This is a genomic window from Alkalibaculum sporogenes, assembly GCF_009362815.1.
In the GTDB taxonomy this organism is placed as follows: Bacteria; Bacillota; Clostridia; order Eubacteriales; family Alkalibacteraceae; genus Alkalibaculum_A; species Alkalibaculum_A sporogenes.
Genome location: NZ_WHNX01000044.1, coordinates 1 through 16,626 on the forward strand (window position 1 = coordinate 1; position 16,626 = coordinate 16,626).

Below are 16,626 nucleotides of genomic sequence, written 5' to 3' on the forward strand. Positions count from 1 at the left end.
AGCTCTGCTGCTTCGGTCGTTGGCACTTGCTCATAGAATCCATATCCTTTTCTCGTGCAAGCACGGAAAATGACATGAATTCTGCGAGCCAATCTGCTACAGATTTCACCTCAGCAGCTCTGCTGCTTCGGTCGTTGGCACTTGCTCATAGAATCCATATCCTTTTCTCGTGCAAGCACGGAAAATGACATGAATTCTGCGAGCCAATCTGCTAGTGCGAATATTATATCATATATTGAAGTTTCAAATATATTGTTCCCTCTTTTTAATGATACCTAAACTAGTACTTTAAGTGACCTAATCCCTTAATATATCAGTCTTTTTACTTAATGTACTATATTAGGAGATAAGATTGTCTACTGTTCAATACACGGTAATTTGTAGTCAAAACTAAAATTGCATATGGGTGTAGTTTTCTTCCTTTGAGATATCAAATGTTCATATTATACCATTTTCTGCAAAGCTGTAGTAAGTATCTCCTGATACGATAATGTGATCTACTATCTTAATTGATATAGCTTCTACTGCTACTTTTATTCTCTTTGTTACTTCTATATCTGCCTGAGAAGGTTCCTTTGTCCCTCCAGGGTGATTGTGGGCTAGGATAATGCTATTGGCTTGGTTTCTTAGGGCTGTCTCTACTATTAGTCTTGGGTATACATGGGCTTCATTTATTGTACCTTCATGAAGCAATGTAGCATGGTTTACTTTGCTTTGACTATCTAAACAAATTACATAAAACACTTCATATAATCTACCTGTAAATAAAGATGTAGTGTATTTTCCAGCTTTTGATGAGCTATTTAGTAAAGGCTTGTCCGTAAACTTACTTTGATTGTATCTTCTAGCCAGTGAAGGAATTATAGATAATAGTATTGCTGTATTGTGAGTGAGATCTGTTTTGGAACATAAGGTTTCGGGATCAGCATCAAATACTGCTGCTAGAGAGCCAAATTCTCTTATGAGAGTGTGTGCTAGTTCATTCGTATCTTTCATTGGGATACAATAGAATAAGAGCAGTTCTAATACTTCGTGATCTTGAAAGCTATCTAGCCCTTCTCTTATATATCTAGTTTTTACTCGTAGACGATGTCCCTTATGGATATTTTTATCCATAGCTATCCCCCTCGTATATACTTCTTTGCTTGAATATTCGACATGAATATAGGAAATTCCTCTTTATTTTGTTAATTACTTTTGTTTATTCGAGAAAGAATGTATATCATTTTTCAAAAATCGTCGTTCCAATTATATAGAATAAATAAACCTTATTATCAGATATAATTTTCAAATTATATCTGAGCAATTCTTATTTTCAAGTATATATTTTATTAAGTACGAATAAAATAATATTGTACTCTCGTTTCTTTTTTTTAATTTATAATCATTTATGCCTTTACAAAAACAATAAAAAAACATAATATAAAAAGTAAGTATTTTGAAAAAGGAGGAATTATTATGTTTGAAAATCTCTTTGCTCCAGGGAGAATAGGGACTATGGAAACGAGAAACAGAATTGTGTTAACTCCAATGGGTAATTATATGGCAAACCCTGATGGTACTGTTTCAGATGTAGACATTGCCTTTTATGGTAAACGAGCTAAAGGCGGGGTAGGCGTTGTATTTACTGAATGTGCTGTTGTAGATGAAAGAGGAAAAGGAAATACTCATCAAATCTGCGTATATGATGACAAATACATGCCGGGATTAACTGAATTAGCAAATGAGATACATAAGTACAATAGTAAAGTCGTCGTACAGATTTACCATCCAGGTAGACAAGGTATAAGTGTTGTAAATGGAAACAAACCCATGGCCGCACCTAGTGATATTCCATGTAAATTAGTTCAACAACCTACTGCTGCCATGACAGTAGAAGAAATCAAAGCATTAGTAACAAAATTTGTAGATGCAGCACAAAGACTTCAAAAATCAGGAATTGATGGAGTTGAAGTCCACGGAGCTCACGGTTATCTTCTTAATGAATTTTTAAGTCCATATACCAATATTAGAACAGATGAATATGGAGGAAGCCTTGAAAATCGAATGAGAATTTTAGAAGAAATTGTAACAGGCATCAGAGAACGTTGTGGAGATTATCCTATAATAGTAAGATTATCTGTTGATGAATTCCTTGGTTCTGATACTGGCTTACAACTAGAAGAAAGTGTAAAGATAGCCAAAAGACTTGAAGAGATAGGTGTAGATTGCCTCAACGTAAGTTCTGGCATTTATGAAACTATGAATGTCGCTTGGGAACCTTCTTCTTATGAACAAGGTTGGAAAATCTATCTATCAGAAACAATCAAAAAAGCAGTATCTATCCCAGTAATAGGTGTGGCAGTTATTCGTGATCCTGAATATGCTGACCAAATGATAAAAGAAGGAAAATTGGATTTTGCAGGATCAGCAAGACAGCATTTAGCTGATGATCATTGGGGCAATAAAGCTCAAGAAGGAAGACCCGAAGATATCAGAAAATGTATCTCTTGCCTTCATTGTATGCAAACTCTTATGGGAGCAGATATGGGCGATATTCCTTTCCAATGTGCTATTAATGTACAGGCAGGAAAAGAATTGGAATACAATGATTTTAAAGAAGACGGAAATCAAAGGGTTGTACCCATTATAGGTGCTGGTCCTGCTGGACTTGAAGCTGCACGTATCTTAGCGAAGCGTAATTATAAGCCTGTAATTTTTGAAAAATCAAATCAAGTAGGTGGACAATTGCAATTGGCAAATAAACCTCCGAAAAAAGAGAAAATCAATTGGCTTATAAATTATTTAAAAACACAGGTTGATAAAGAAGGTATTGAAATCAAATATAGAACAATGCCTACTGTAGCTGATTTAGAAGCACTCAATCCATATGCTGTGTTTGTAGCTCAAGGTTCAAATCCTATAGTACCTAAGTCAATTCCAGGTATTGATGGAGAAAATGTAATTGTTAATACAGAAATACTATCAGGTAATATAAAGCTAACCGGTAAAAAGATTGCAGTAGTGGGCTCAGGAATGACTGGTTTAGAGACAGCTCATCTATTAGCAGAAAATAAAAATGAAGTTCACGTTTTTGAAATGGCCGATGATATTGGACCTGGACTATATTTCCAAAATCTAATCGATATAATGAATCACCTTGGACCTTTAGGAGTGCAGTTTTATCCAAAACATCGACTAGTTAAGATTGAAAACGGGTGTGCTGTTTTTGAAAAAACCGATAAATCAGAATCAGTAGAGTGTAAATACGACTATATAGTTATCTCTCTAGGAACTTGTCCAAATAATGATATGATCCAAGAAATCGAGTCTAAATTCGATAATGTTCGCGTTTTAGGGGATGCAAAAAATGTGGGTAAAATAAGAAATGCCATAGAGTCAGGATTCCTTAACGCATACCAATTATAAAACAAGGAGGAATTAGTTGATGGAAAGATATTCGCAATTATGTCCCGTAATTTTTGGAGAAGGTTCAATCAGTCAGACTGGTCAAGAAGTTAAAAACTTAGGTTGTAGCAAAGTCATGATAGTTTCTGATGAATTTATGGCTAAAAGTGATATTTATTCTGTATGTAAAAAAAGTTTAATTGATGCAGAATTAAGCATCATTGAGTTTACAAAGGTTTTACCTAATCCACCGGATTATATAGTTAATGAAGGCGGAGCGATTGCCAGAAAAGAAGGCGTTGACGGTATAGTAGCCATTGGTGGAGGAAGTCCAATGGATGCCGCAAAAGCAATCAATATATTGATTAATAATGATCCTCCCATTAATCAGTATTTTCAAGATCCTTTTTACACTCCAGGAGTTCCCGTTATTATGATTCCAACAACTGCTGGAACTGGTAGTGAAAGTACCTTTATAAGTGTCTTAACTGATACTACCAATGACGTTAAAAATTCAGTCTTAGGCGCGGCCTCACTGGCAATATTAGATCCATTAGCTACGGTAACTATGCCACCTCACATTACTGCTCAAACAGCTCTGGACGCATTCACTCATGCTGCTGAATCTATAACTACAAAAGATAGTGTAACTAAATCTGAAGTTCTATGTGCTGATGCCATAAAGAGGATTATGATTAATTTACCCATAGCTATGAAAGAACCAAACAATATAGAAGCAAGAGGAAACTTATTGCTAGCTAGCAATTTTGCCGGTATAGCTTTCAATGATGCAATTGTTCATCTCGGTCATGCTATAGGTCATTCACTTGGTGCAAAATTCCACGTAACCCACGGTCATGTGTGTGCTTTAGCTCTTCCAGAAGTTATGAAATACGCTGCAAGTGTAATTCCTCAAAAGGTTAATATCGTGGGAGAAGCTATGGGTATCCAATTTAATGGCAGAGAATCAGGCACTGAAATTGGTGAAATCGTTGCCAACGAAATAAGAAATCTACTTAAATCTCTAAACTTTGTCTCATTAAAAGATTTAGATATGACTAGAGATGACGTATTAAATACTGCTAGCATGATAACAGAAGATCCAACTTATCAATATATACCTAAGGAACTTACACTAGATGAAATAAGAGATATATTAGCAGCTATTTACGATAATTATTAGAAATGTATGTTAATTCAATAGAATATTAGTCAAATATATAGGTACTCCTTAACTTTAAAGGAGCACCTATATATTTTTGTATAGGTACTCCTTCTACTACCTGTTCTTGGCTCTTCTTGTTGCCCTCATTATCATATCAACTATTCAAACACAGCTTTTACATTCCTTAATTCGTCTCGAATTAAGATTCCTTGCGGACAATGAGTTTCACATATACCACATTCTACACAATTTGAAGCTCTTTGTGAAGGAGCCATTCTCATATTATAAGCTTCCTCTTTACCAAAAATTTGATAATTATTGTACATGGTGAAACAACTAGGAATATTTACTCCCTCTGGACAAGGCATACAGTAGCCACAAGCTGTACAGTTAACTTTTATTCTTTCCTGTAAAATCTCTTTCACTTCATCTACAATCTCTAATTCTTTTTTTGTAAGAGAATTTGTAGTAGCTTCATTTGCTATATTTATATTTTCTTTAACTTGATCCATAGTATTCATTCCACTCAATATTACTGAAACTCCAGGATGGTTTGATACCCATCTTAAAGCCCACTCAGCAGGTGTTCGTTTTATTTGCGATTTATCAAAAGCATTTAGTGCCTCTTCTGGAAGATTATCTGCAAGTTTTCCGCCTCTAATAGGTTCCATAATTACTATTCCTAAACCTCTTTGAGCTGCATAATCTAAGCCTTCAGCGCCTGCTTGAAAATCTTCATCGATATAATTGTACTGTATTTGACAGAAGGACCAATCATAATGATCTACTACCTCTTTAAATAAGTCTAGTTTATCGTGAAATGAAAAGCCTGCATATTTTATTCTTCCATCTTTTATGGCATCATCTAAAAACTCAGTAATACCCGCTTCTTTTAATATGGGCCATACATTACTATTAATACCATGTACTAGATAAAAATCTATTACGTCAGTCTCTAGTCTTTCTAACTGCTTATTTAGTAATATATCCATATCTTCTCTAGTTTTTATTAACCAACTTGGAAGTTTTGTAGCTATTTTAACTTTTTCTCTATAACCATTTTTCAACACTTTGGCTACAAATAGTTCACTCTGACCCCCGTTTTCCATGCCAGTACCATGATAAGGGTAAGCCGTATCAATATAATTTAATCCTTTATCAATTGCATAGTGAACTAATTTCATTGCTAATTGTTCATCAATTTTTGTTGTATCCCCACCTGGCAATAGTGGAAGCCTCATACATCCAAATCCTAGAATTGAAACATTTTCATTTGTTTTTCCAAACTTTCGGTACAACATTTACATTCCTCCATTTAATTTTTTTATGCTTTTCTATAGGATTATAGTAACCGTCAGTGAAAAATATTTTTAGCTCGTTACTTTAGTATATATCTTAAAGTAAACTCTATGTCAATAGAGTTTAGCTAATTACTTCTATAATAAAGACTAGAGCAGCTAAGTTAGAGCTAGCAAGTAAAAAGAGTTGCCAAATTATTATTTTGACAACTCTTTTTACTTAATATATTTGTTCGTTATTATCTAGCGTCAATTTCTGCTTGTATTTCTTCAACTTTTGATTGTGTTAATTTGTATGTTAGTAATATTATAACAGCACCTATTATTGAAGTAATTCCTGGAATCAACATATTAATATTAATTACAGCTTGCTTTACTGCTTCACTAACAGCATCTGGAGCAACCTTTGCACTAAAACCTGCTGCGCCCAAGACTAGAGGAATTACTATACCTCTTGAAATAACAGCTAATTTTAGGGAAAGGTTCATTAATCCCATAACAAAAGGAGTAGCATTTTCACCTGTTTTCCATTCACCATATATAGCTACATCTGCATATAAGGCAACTATTGCAGCTCCAACAATATTGAAACATAACATTCCAAGTGGTACCAATATAAAAAACAATGTAACATTCATTGCTACAAAACTAGCTATAATTAAGATAATACCTGTCCCAAGTAGCCCTACAATTGTAGTATTTCTTGCACTTAATTTTTGAATGATTTTAGAACTTATTGCTGCACCAAGTACACCTGCAAGAGCACTGATTAGCATATATGGTGCTAACTTAGTCATATCTTGTGCAACATATGTAAAGTAATAGGTTATTGAAGCCATAATTACGAAGAATCCTATAAATCTGAAAAAGTCTCCTACCAGTAATGCTATAAGTGGTGGATTTTTAGTAACCGTTTTCACCATATCTCCTACAGAAACTCGAGTAACTGGCTTTTCACTAGTACTAGCTAATTCAGCTTCTTCCGCTGCAGTAGGTTCATAACCTTCACTGAGCTTAAATACTAACCAATAGCCAAGCATCATTAGAAATGCCATAATTCCTGCTAATAGTGTATATCCTAAAATTTCATTTCCACTTACTCGACCTATGTACATTGCCAAAGGTTGTCCTACATAAGAAAAGAATACTCCAGCAAGTGCTGTCCAAGTCATACGTCTACCAGAAAGAAATCCACGCTCTTCAGGGTTGTTTGCCATAACAGGGATCAAAGATACATTTCCTACCCAAGCGATGTTCCAAATAATATGACTTAAAATAAAACCTAAAGATACAATAACTGCTGATATTGCTTCTGATGGACCAATTTTTGTAAATTGCAACATAAAAAGTATTACAACAAATGGCGGTGCCACAAGCATCCAAGATCGATTTCGACCCCATTTCATTGGTTTCGTACCAGAGATAACAGCACCATAAAATGGCGATAAAACTGCATCAACAATACTCGTTACAGATCCTATAATAGCTACCATAGGCAATGAAAATTTTGCTACATTTGTTAAAAAGAAAACGAAAAAGAAAAGTTCGACCATCGTCATTGCTCCAAACCACATATCTCCGAAACCATAAAAAGTTTTAATACCTTTGCTTAAAGGTTTTTTTGTAAGTACCATAATTATTTCCTCCTAGTTAATTTATTATGACAAATCGTGAATCCTTTACTTCATAAATATTTTTAATACTACTTTTCTATATTGCTATTTCTATTTACTATCCTCTCCTTTCTTTCTTTCTTTTTTTATTTATTTGTAATACTTCGACAATTTACTACTACTACTAAATTTAATCATACCTAATATGTTATGTCAATACATATTATAAATATACGTAACATTTATAATATTATAAATGTTACGTATATTTATATTTAAGTTTTATTATTCGTATATATGTTGATTCCATAGGATGGGCGAACACAGTTCTCCCCTACAGCGGGGGCAGGTTTGGCGGGTGTATCGGGAGAACACAGTTCTCCCCTACCGTCCGTCATGTGGGATTTCCGTAGCGGCGAACTGTGTTTGCCCAATATTATGGCTTCAATTATTATGCAAATGGTTGGGCATGTATTGATGATACTATTTGATGTGAGGTTTGGGATTGTGTTGGCGTATCGGGAGAACGCAGTTCTCCCCTACCGTCCGTCATTTGGGGTTTCCGTAGCGGCGAACTGTATTCGCCCAATATTATGGCTTCAATTATTATGTAAATGGTTGGGCATGTATTGATGGTACTGTTTGATGTGAGGTTTGGGATTGTGTTGGCGTATCGGGAGAACGCAGTTCTCCCCTACGGTGGAGGGCAGGTTTGGCAGGGGTATCGGGAGAACGCAGTTCTCCCCTACCGTCCGTCATGTGGGGTTTCCGTAGCGGCGAACTGTGTTCGCCCGATACCGTGGGGGTGTGTTGGGGTGATTTTGACACTATTGTTTACTCTAATTTGCGGTATATACCATCAAGTGTTTCTTGTTTTAATAAAATTCTATTGTAAACATTGTGCATTACATTTTCGTTTAAACTAGCCTGAAACCCCTTCAGTCCAAAAAAAGCTTTCACATATTCTGATTTCGGTTTAAAAACAAGTTCTTCTTGTGTGCCTATTTGTTCTATTTTCCCATTTTTGAGCAAGACAATCTTTGTCCCGAGTTTTAAAGCTTCTTGAATATCATGGGTTACAAATAAAATAGTTTTTTTTAATTTTTTATGAATTTCTTTAATCTCATGTTGTAGTTGTGTTCTTGCTATCTCATCTACCGCACCAAAAGGCTCATCCATTAGAATAATTTCTGGATCTGCTGTTAAAGCTCTTGCAACACCAATTCTCTGCATCTGCCCACCACTTAATTGTCTTGGATATCTTGACAAGTAATCATCTGATAAGCCAACTAACTCTATGAGCTCTTTTGCTCTATTTTTATCAATTCCCGATTTTCTCTTACTGATTGATGGCACATAATTGATGTTGTCCTCTATATTTAAATGTGGTAACAAACCAATATGTTGAATGACATAGCCGATGCTCCTGCGAAGACTAATCGTTTCCCAATCTATCACATCTTTCCCATCAATATAGATATTACCCTGACTAATAGGGATCAGTTTGTTCACCATTTTTAGCAATGTTGTTTTACCACAACCAGATGGACCCACTATAGTGACAAACTCACCTCTCTCTATGGATAAGGTAATATCATCAATCACTTTAACATCCCCACTATAGCTTTTTACTACATGATTGAATTCAATAAAACCCATTAATACAAGCCTTTTAATTCAAGAAATTCTTTGGCTACTACCTTAGGATCTTGTTTTTCAATCTCAACTAAATAATTCATTTTTGTCATTTCCTCATCGTTTATCTGATCATCTAACATTGCTAAAACGTCTTCTAATTCAGGGTATTTATTTATAGTTTCTTTTCTAATAAGTGTAGCTGCATAATAAGATGGGAAGAAATCTTTATCGTCTTCAAGAACTACCAAGTTATATTCTTCTAAACGGCCATCAGTAGAAAATACATTAATAGCGTCAACTTTATCAGAACCAATTGCTTCATATTTTAGTCCTATATCCAATTCCGTTTGTTCACCAAAAGTAAATCCATAAGTCGATTCAAGACCAGGATAGCCATCTTCTCTTTCATAAAAATCATACTCTGCACCGAGATTAAGCTCTGAGCTTACATCAACTAAATCAGAATAAGTTGAGAGATTAAGTTCTGATACTAGTTTTTCTTTTACTGCAATCCCATATGTATTATTAAAACCATATAGATTAGACCAAATAATATCGTACTCAGTTTCATACAACTTTTGCACTTCCTCGTATAAAGTCATAGGATCATTAATCAAATCTTCCTTTAGTACAAATAACCAGCCAGTACCTGTATATTCTGGATAAATATCGATCTCACCATTTAACATACCTGGGTGTATATTTGCAGTTCCACCTCCAATTCCCATCTTTTGTTCTACCGAAATATCAGTATTTTTTTCAATGAGATGGGTTAACATCTCGACAATAATATATTGTTCTGTCATAGGTTTACTTGCAATTACTACCTTCTTCTCTTCTTTCGTACACCCTACTAATATAGCTAGTATGAAAGATACTATTAACAAAGATACAACTGTTTTTTTCATGATAAATCATCCCCTTTTATTTCTATTATTTGACCGAACCCCAAATTCTTTTTTTCATATGTTTCTCAACGATTTCTAAAATAAAATCTGTTATAATTGCGAGTAATGCAACCAACAAACTACCTGCTAGCGTCATCTCAGGGAAATTCGTTGTAATACCTCTCCATATAGCAACACCAAGACCTCCCGCACCTATAAATGAGGCTATAGCGCATAAAGCAATTGTCATGATAACCATCGTTCTAAATCCGGCAAATATTACTGGAAGTGCTAGTGGCAGTTGTACTCGAAGCAACAATTGTATGTTGGTACTACCCATTCCAATAGCTGATTCGATAATCTGATTATCAACTTCATTAATCCCCACGTATGTATTTCTGATAACAGGTAATAAGCCATAAATAACAAGTGCAATAATAGCACTTTTATTTCCAATACCTGTAATGATTACTAAAACACCAAAAAGTGCTATAGATGGTATGGTATACATAAAGTTAGTTACCATTAGAACAACCTTTGCGAATCCTTCATTTCTCGTCATTAATATACCAGTAGATAATCCAATTACTGTGATAATTGAGACAGAAATCAGAGTTAACATCATGTGTTGTATCAATAATTCAAGAAAAAAAGAGAATCTTTCCTTATATAAATTGAGTATATCTGTAATAATCTTCATAACTAACCCTCATATTATTTCAGCCATTTTTTCTATAATCTAATTTTATATACCCGTAACGCTTCACGCAAAACAGCATACTATTTAAAATAAGAATGCTAGTTCCGAGTTTCTCGTAATAAATGTGTTTTATATTCTTATGTGGTAATTTGGACAGAAATTACTGATATTAAGAATAATATAAGTATAGATATCTAGTATTTATAACTTTTGGAGGTATACCCACGAAGAATTATTATATTTAGTAAATCTCTTATATAAGTTCACTCTTAATATTTTGTATTGAAAATATAATCAAGTAATTAAAAATCAAGAGCCAACTTATACGAAAAAAGCTTAGTTAAAGTATTACTTTAACTAAGCTTTTTTCGTTGGCTTAAAAGAGTTACGAATTCATGTTTTACTTTATTGTGATTCATTTAAACTCGCTAACTTTTTCATTTCACTATCCTGTAATAAACCTTGGCTGTGAGTCCATAGACAATGACATATATAATTGCGAATATAATTATAGTGGCCACTGTACAATAAAAAAACAACATTACATTTGTTAAATTTAGCACCTGAAGCAATTTTGTAATCATCTTAAAAGCAAAAGCTATATGCACTACAGCCATAATAATGGGTAGAGAAAATACGGTAATAATCTGACTACGAATAGCGCTTTTCACTTCCTGCTTGGTCATTCCAACCTTTTGCATAATTTCAAAACGCTCTTTATCATCGTATCCTTCTGAAATTTGCTTGTAATAAATAATTAGCACTGTAGCCATTATAAATAATGTACCTAGGAATATGCCAATAAAGAGGAATCCACCATATATGCTATAGAATGATTCTGTTGATTCCTGCTTATTTTCCAAATATGCATTTGGATAATCTACTCGGATCTTGTCTTGAATAGCCCCTGCACAAGCAATAATCTCTTCATCACTACCCTCTAAATCAAACCCAATATAGTAAACTGGATCACTCATATTTTCTCCATAAACAGATAATGCTTTTTCATATAACTCCTCTACTACAGCCTTATCCTTCACAATAATGTAATAACTATCAGTAATCATCGCAGAATTTAAACCTCCTGCTTCGAAATCTTGTAGATGAGCCCTTACTCTATATTTTTTATCAAAAATCTTAAATTCATTTTCTTGATATTTTCCCCTATAGGAATAAACCATTACTTCATCATCTCCCACAGTAAATGCACTTTTTTGTGATCGATTATATTCTTCAACTGTAATAAAGTATAATTGAGAGACATTCCCATTCGTGGAATTTGATTGTTCATAATCTGTGAAAAAAGAAGCTCCGTCTTTCGATGCAGCAAAGGCTAAATAATGGTAATCATAAAAGTTTTGTACTTCCATACCATACTCTTTCGTTGTTTCTTTGGTCATTTCAACAATTCTATCTGTCATTTCATCTGCTGGGTCTCTCACAGTGATTAAAACATCACTTGGGAAACGGTTCCCTAATACATCTTCCATCCCCATATACAAAGATACGGTAGTAGAAATAATTACTAATACTGCAGTACTTAAAATACAGATATTTGCAAGCCCTACTGCATTTTGCTTCATACGATAAATCATACCAGATACGGCAGTAAAATTCTTCGTCTTATAATAAAATGTCTTATTTTTCTTTAAGGCTTTTAGTAACGCAATGCTACCTGCTGAGAATAATGCATAAGTACCAATCATAACCAAGACAACAGCGACAAAAAACAAAGTAAGTGCGGACAATGGATTATCTGTTTTTAGTGCAATGTAGTAACCAGCACCCAAAGTACCGATACCTATAATAGCGAGTAACCATTTCGTTTTCGGCTCCTTTTCACCTTCATTCCCACCTCGTAACAGTTCAATGGGGTTTGCCACATGGATTTGTCTGAGATTTGATAACAAGGTAATAAAGAAAATACACAAAAACAAAATTCCAGTAATAATAAGTGATGGTATAGAAACAGTAAAACCCATTGGCACACTAAAATGCAAGATTTTTAATAACAACATAAACATTAATTTACTTAACAGTATTCCAACGAACAATCCAGCAATAAGACTTGTAGTGACAACAATAATTGTTTCATAGAACATCATTTTCCCTATATGTTTCTTTTCCATACCTAGAATATTATACAATCCAATTTCTTTTTTTCGGCGTTTAATTAAAAAACTATTGGTATAAAACAAAAATATTGTAGAAAAAATTCCAATGATATATGTCCCCAAAATGAGGATTGATCTCATTGAGTCTCCTCCTGGTATTTCGTCAATACCATTATTGGCAGAAATAAAATTCATAATATAAAACATGGATATAGATAAAATACTTGTCAATATATAAGGTAAGTAAATACTTCTTTGTTTCTTTAAATTGGAAAATGCTAACTTCGCATAAAATAGCTTATTCAAGTTTAGCACCTCCAGTAGTAATTATAGTAAGTGTGTCCGATATTTTTTTATACATCTCTTCATTAGACATCGATCCTTTATAAATCTGATGAAATACTTCGCCGTCCTTGATAAACAATACTCTCCCTGCATGACTCGCTGCCCTGGTACTGTGAGTCACCATAAGTATCGTCTGTCCACCCCCATTTATTTTTGAAAATAATTTTAGCAAATCGTCTGTTGCTTTAGAGTCTAGAGCACCTGTAGGCTCGTCAGCAAGAATTAACTGAGGACTGGTAATCAGCGCCCTTGCAATGGCAGCACGTTGTTTCTGACCACCAGATACCTCATAAGGAAACTTTTTCAAAATTTCTTCTATACCTAACTTTCTTGCAATTGGTTCAATGAGTTTTTTCATCTCTCCATAGGACTTTCCAGATAAAACTAGAGGTAAAAATATATTATCCTCTATAGAAAATGTATCTAGTAAATTAAAATCTTGAAAAACAAACCCAAGATTATCTCTACGAAATGCAGATATTTCACCTTCCTTGATGGATGCAATATTTTTTTCATTTAACAACAACTCTCCACTTGTAGGTTTATCAAGTGAAGCTAAAATATTTAATAATGTGGTCTTCCCTGAACCAGATTCACCCATAATAGCAACATACTCTCCTTGCTCTACAGAAAAAGATACATTGCTAAGAGCTTGAACATGATTACCACCAAATCTTGTAGTATATACTTTTTTAACATTTTTTACATCTAATAATGGCATTTCATTTCCTCCTAATGTTATTGTAAACTCAGTATAACAAAAATAAGAAATGAGCCACCATAACTCTGGCTTACATTTCTTCTTCTAATCTTACATTTTTGAAAGATTTCATTTCATTCTATAAAGGTATTTACAGAGGATAGATCAATCATTACTTTAGTACCATAGTTAACCTGAGATGATATAGTCATTCTATGAGATAGTTTATTGATTATCTGTTTGCATAAATAGAGACCTATTCCAGTTGACTTCTTATCTGTTCTTCCATTATACCCTGTAAACCCTTTATCAAATACACGTGGCAAATCTTCTTCTTGTATTCCAATACCTGTATCTTCAATAACCAACGTCTTTTCAGTGTTTTTGTCCATATAGATTGCAATTTTACCCTTGGTGGTATATTTTAAAGCGTTTGACAGCAACTGCTCTATCACAAATATCAACCATTTCTCGTCAGTAAGTACAGTACAACTAGTTTCATTATATTCAAGTTTTATTTTTTTCTGGATAAATACTTGAGCGTACTTTTTTACTGATTGTCTAATTAAATAGTCGAGATTATACTCCCGAAACTGTAAATCAGAAGAAATATGTTCTAGGCGTAGATATTGTAAAACCATTTCTACATACTGTTCTATCTTAAATAGTTCTGACAATAGATCCTTATTTCCCTCTAAGTGCTCAGATTGCAATAATATCCGCATAGCTGTAATTGGGGTTTTTATTTGGTGAGCCCAAAGGGTATAATAGTCTATCATATTGGAACGACTGCTATCCGCTTGAGAGATAAGCTTACTAGTGTTTTCATTTAAAACACCGATTAAACTTTGATAATCTTTTTCAAGTAAAGTCGTTGCTTCCGGCAATTTTACTAAACCAACTGTGATATCTCGTGCCGAATCCTGTATTATTTCATGCTTTTTATTATACGAGTAAAAATCATATACACCGATTAAGATGAATACTGTGAAAGATAAGCTAGCACCATAAACAACGGATTCAAGTGGCAGAGAATATAAATAAAACACGACTATAAATATCATTATAGAAAGGGTAAATGCGAGCAACACTTTTCTATTTTCTTTACCATATGCATGAATAACTTTATACCATTTATCTTTTTTCATATCACCCTACCATATATCCAATGCCTTTTTTTGTTGTAATAAAATTACTTAGTCCTGCTTCTTCTAATTTTTTGCGCAATCTAGTTACATTAACGGTAAGTGTATTATCGTCAATAAAACTGTCACTTTCCCAAAGTCGTGTCATAATCATATCTCGCCCAATTACTTGACCTGAATTTTCCATCAGTATCTGCAAAATCTTAAAATCATTTTTTGTCAGATTAATTCTTTTATCCTGGTAATTTAGAGTAGCATCGCTTAGATTGAGAATGACACCATTATGCTCCATTACATTGACTTGTCCCTGAAATGCATAACTTCTCCGTACAAGTGCCTGTACTTTCGCCGTGATTACACTTAAATCAAAAGGCTTTGCTAAAAAATCATCTCCACCCATAGTAATAGCCATGACAATATTCATATTATCGCTTGCCGACGATATAAATATAATGGGTACTTTAGAGATTTTTCGAATTTCCGTGCACCAATGATAACCACTAAAAAAAGGCAGCGAGATATCTAGTAGCACTAGTTGGGGATTATATTCAATAAACTGCTCTAGTACCTGTTTAAAATCAGTTACATACTCTACTTCATAATCCCATTTACATAAATGTTTTTTTAGAGATTTAGCTATAAGTAAGTCATCTTCAATTATTAGTATTTTATACATGTTCATTCCCTCTATCTATTTATAGACAATTATTTATATAATAGGTATCCAAATATCTATACTTCTCTGTTTACAGAATTTCTTTATTTACTATCCAACCATCATTATTGTCTGATACCTTTGAGTATTGTTTATTTATATAGTATAAAACATTTTAAAAGTGTTTTGTTGTAAAATGTTTTTGGTCTGATATTTTTAAACAAGACATGAACACTTTTTATAAAAGGATAATGGTACTACAAGAATTTAATATCCCCAATCATTAACTTTCCAATCACTTGTTTTGCTTTCCCTTATTAATATCCAATTCCAATTGGAGTAAGTTGAATTAGGATTAAACCCCCCATCACCACCCGAAGAATCCACATCAAATTCAGACGATAATACAATTACATTCTCAGCCTTAACACCATTCACTGAACCTTTCCCATTTTCCAAATACCCTTCAATAAAATCGTTAGATTTTTCTTCATCATACCACAATTTTGTAAGATTACATCCTTCAAAACCCTTGAATTTTTTCTTCACACAATTTATTGCATCATTTATTTCCTCTTGGCTAAACTTATTAGATTTACCGGTATTCACTTCAACATTATTAGTTTTACCTACTTGTTTACACGCTGCTAAAGAAAATACTACTAAAATTATGCAAATAGATGCTATTATCTTTTTCATAAAAAACTCTCCATTCATTATATAAATTTTTACTTGTATCGGGAGAACACAGTTCTCCCCTACCTTCGTGGTGGTGGGTATGGTTGGGAATGTATTGCTGAGCATATTTAATATGCGGTTTTATATTGTATTGGGGTATCGGGAGAACGCAGTTCTCCCCTACCGTTCATTTAGGGTTTGCGATCGAGTAGCTAGAAACAGGGTAATTAATCCTGTTTCTTTGCTCTCACAGAACCGGACTTACGTTTGCCGTATCCGGCTCCTGAATACTTTCTCCAAA

At 33.7% G+C, this 16,626-nt stretch carries 13 protein-coding genes; 2 read left to right on the top strand and 11 right to left on the bottom strand.

Annotation, left to right across the window (positions count from 1 at the left end):
• Positions 1 to 438: 438 nt before the first annotated feature.
• The gene (gene radC, locus GC105_RS15380) at positions 439 to 1,116 is read right to left on the bottom strand and encodes a RadC family protein (protein WP_152806610.1); all 678 of its coding nucleotides are present in this window, start codon (positions 1,114 to 1,116) and stop codon (positions 439 to 441) included.
• 342 nt (positions 1,117 to 1,458) lie between these two features.
• On the opposite strand from radC, the gene GC105_RS15385 reads away from it, so the two are divergent.
• Together GC105_RS15385 and GC105_RS15390 are read left to right on the top strand one after the other, a co-directional pair.
• On the top strand, positions 1,459 to 3,408 hold the full coding sequence (locus GC105_RS15385; RefSeq protein ID WP_152806613.1) for an oxidoreductase: 1,950 nt from the start codon (positions 1,459 to 1,461) through the stop codon (positions 3,406 to 3,408).
• Positions 3,409 to 3,427: 19 nt separating this feature from the next.
• Positions 3,428 to 4,570, top strand: coding sequence for an iron-containing alcohol dehydrogenase (locus GC105_RS15390; protein ID WP_152806615.1), 1,143 nt, complete (start codon positions 3,428 to 3,430; stop codon positions 4,568 to 4,570).
• A gap of 140 nt (positions 4,571 to 4,710) precedes the next feature.
• Here GC105_RS15390 and GC105_RS15395 read toward each other — a convergent pair whose 3' ends face one another.
• The 10 genes from GC105_RS15395 to GC105_RS15435 all read right to left on the bottom strand — a co-directional run bounded on the left by GC105_RS15395 (position 4,711) and on the right by GC105_RS15435 (position 16,346).
• A complete protein-coding gene (locus tag GC105_RS15395; protein ID WP_152806617.1) occupies positions 4,711 to 5,853 on the bottom strand; it encodes an aldo/keto reductase in 1,143 nt (380 codons plus the stop codon).
• 236 nt (positions 5,854 to 6,089) lie between these two features.
• On the bottom strand, positions 6,090 to 7,484 hold the full coding sequence (locus GC105_RS15400) for an MFS transporter (RefSeq protein ID WP_152806619.1): 1,395 nt from the start codon (positions 7,482 to 7,484) through the stop codon (positions 6,090 to 6,092).
• Between the two features lie 813 nt (positions 7,485 to 8,297).
• Complete coding sequence (locus GC105_RS15405) at positions 8,298 to 9,122, bottom strand: ABC transporter ATP-binding protein (RefSeq protein WP_152806621.1); 825 nt, start codon at positions 9,120 to 9,122, stop codon at positions 8,298 to 8,300.
• A complete protein-coding gene (locus GC105_RS17370) occupies positions 9,122 to 10,009 on the bottom strand; it encodes a glycine betaine ABC transporter substrate-binding protein (protein WP_246169871.1) in 888 nt (295 codons plus the stop codon). The genes GC105_RS15405 and GC105_RS17370 overlap by 1 nt, the downstream gene beginning before the upstream one ends.
• Before the next feature lie 25 nt (positions 10,010 to 10,034).
• Complete coding sequence (locus GC105_RS17375) at positions 10,035 to 10,688, bottom strand: ABC transporter permease (protein ID WP_246169872.1); 654 nt, start codon at positions 10,686 to 10,688, stop codon at positions 10,035 to 10,037.
• Positions 10,689 to 11,125: 437 nt separating this feature from the next.
• On the bottom strand, positions 11,126 to 13,117 hold the full coding sequence (locus GC105_RS15415; protein ID WP_343030059.1) for an ABC transporter permease: 1,992 nt from the start codon (positions 13,115 to 13,117) through the stop codon (positions 11,126 to 11,128).
• Positions 13,101 to 13,868, bottom strand: coding sequence for an ABC transporter ATP-binding protein (locus tag GC105_RS15420; RefSeq protein ID WP_152806625.1), 768 nt, complete (start codon positions 13,866 to 13,868; stop codon positions 13,101 to 13,103). Before GC105_RS15420 ends, GC105_RS15415 begins: the two co-directional genes overlap by 17 nt.
• A 113-nt stretch (positions 13,869 to 13,981) precedes the next feature.
• Positions 13,982 to 14,995 (bottom strand): sensor histidine kinase, encoded by a 1,014-nt coding sequence (locus tag GC105_RS15425; RefSeq protein WP_152806627.1) that lies wholly within the window; start codon positions 14,993 to 14,995, stop codon positions 13,982 to 13,984.
• Between the two features lies 1 nt (position 14,996).
• Entirely contained in the window at positions 14,997 to 15,668 is a 672-nt protein-coding gene (locus tag GC105_RS15430) for a response regulator transcription factor (RefSeq protein ID WP_152806629.1), read from the bottom strand.
• A 246-nt stretch (positions 15,669 to 15,914) separates the two neighbouring features.
• Entirely contained in the window at positions 15,915 to 16,346 is a 432-nt protein-coding gene (locus tag GC105_RS15435) for a DUF4829 domain-containing protein (protein ID WP_152806631.1), read from the bottom strand.
• Positions 16,347 to 16,626 lie beyond the last annotated feature (280 nt).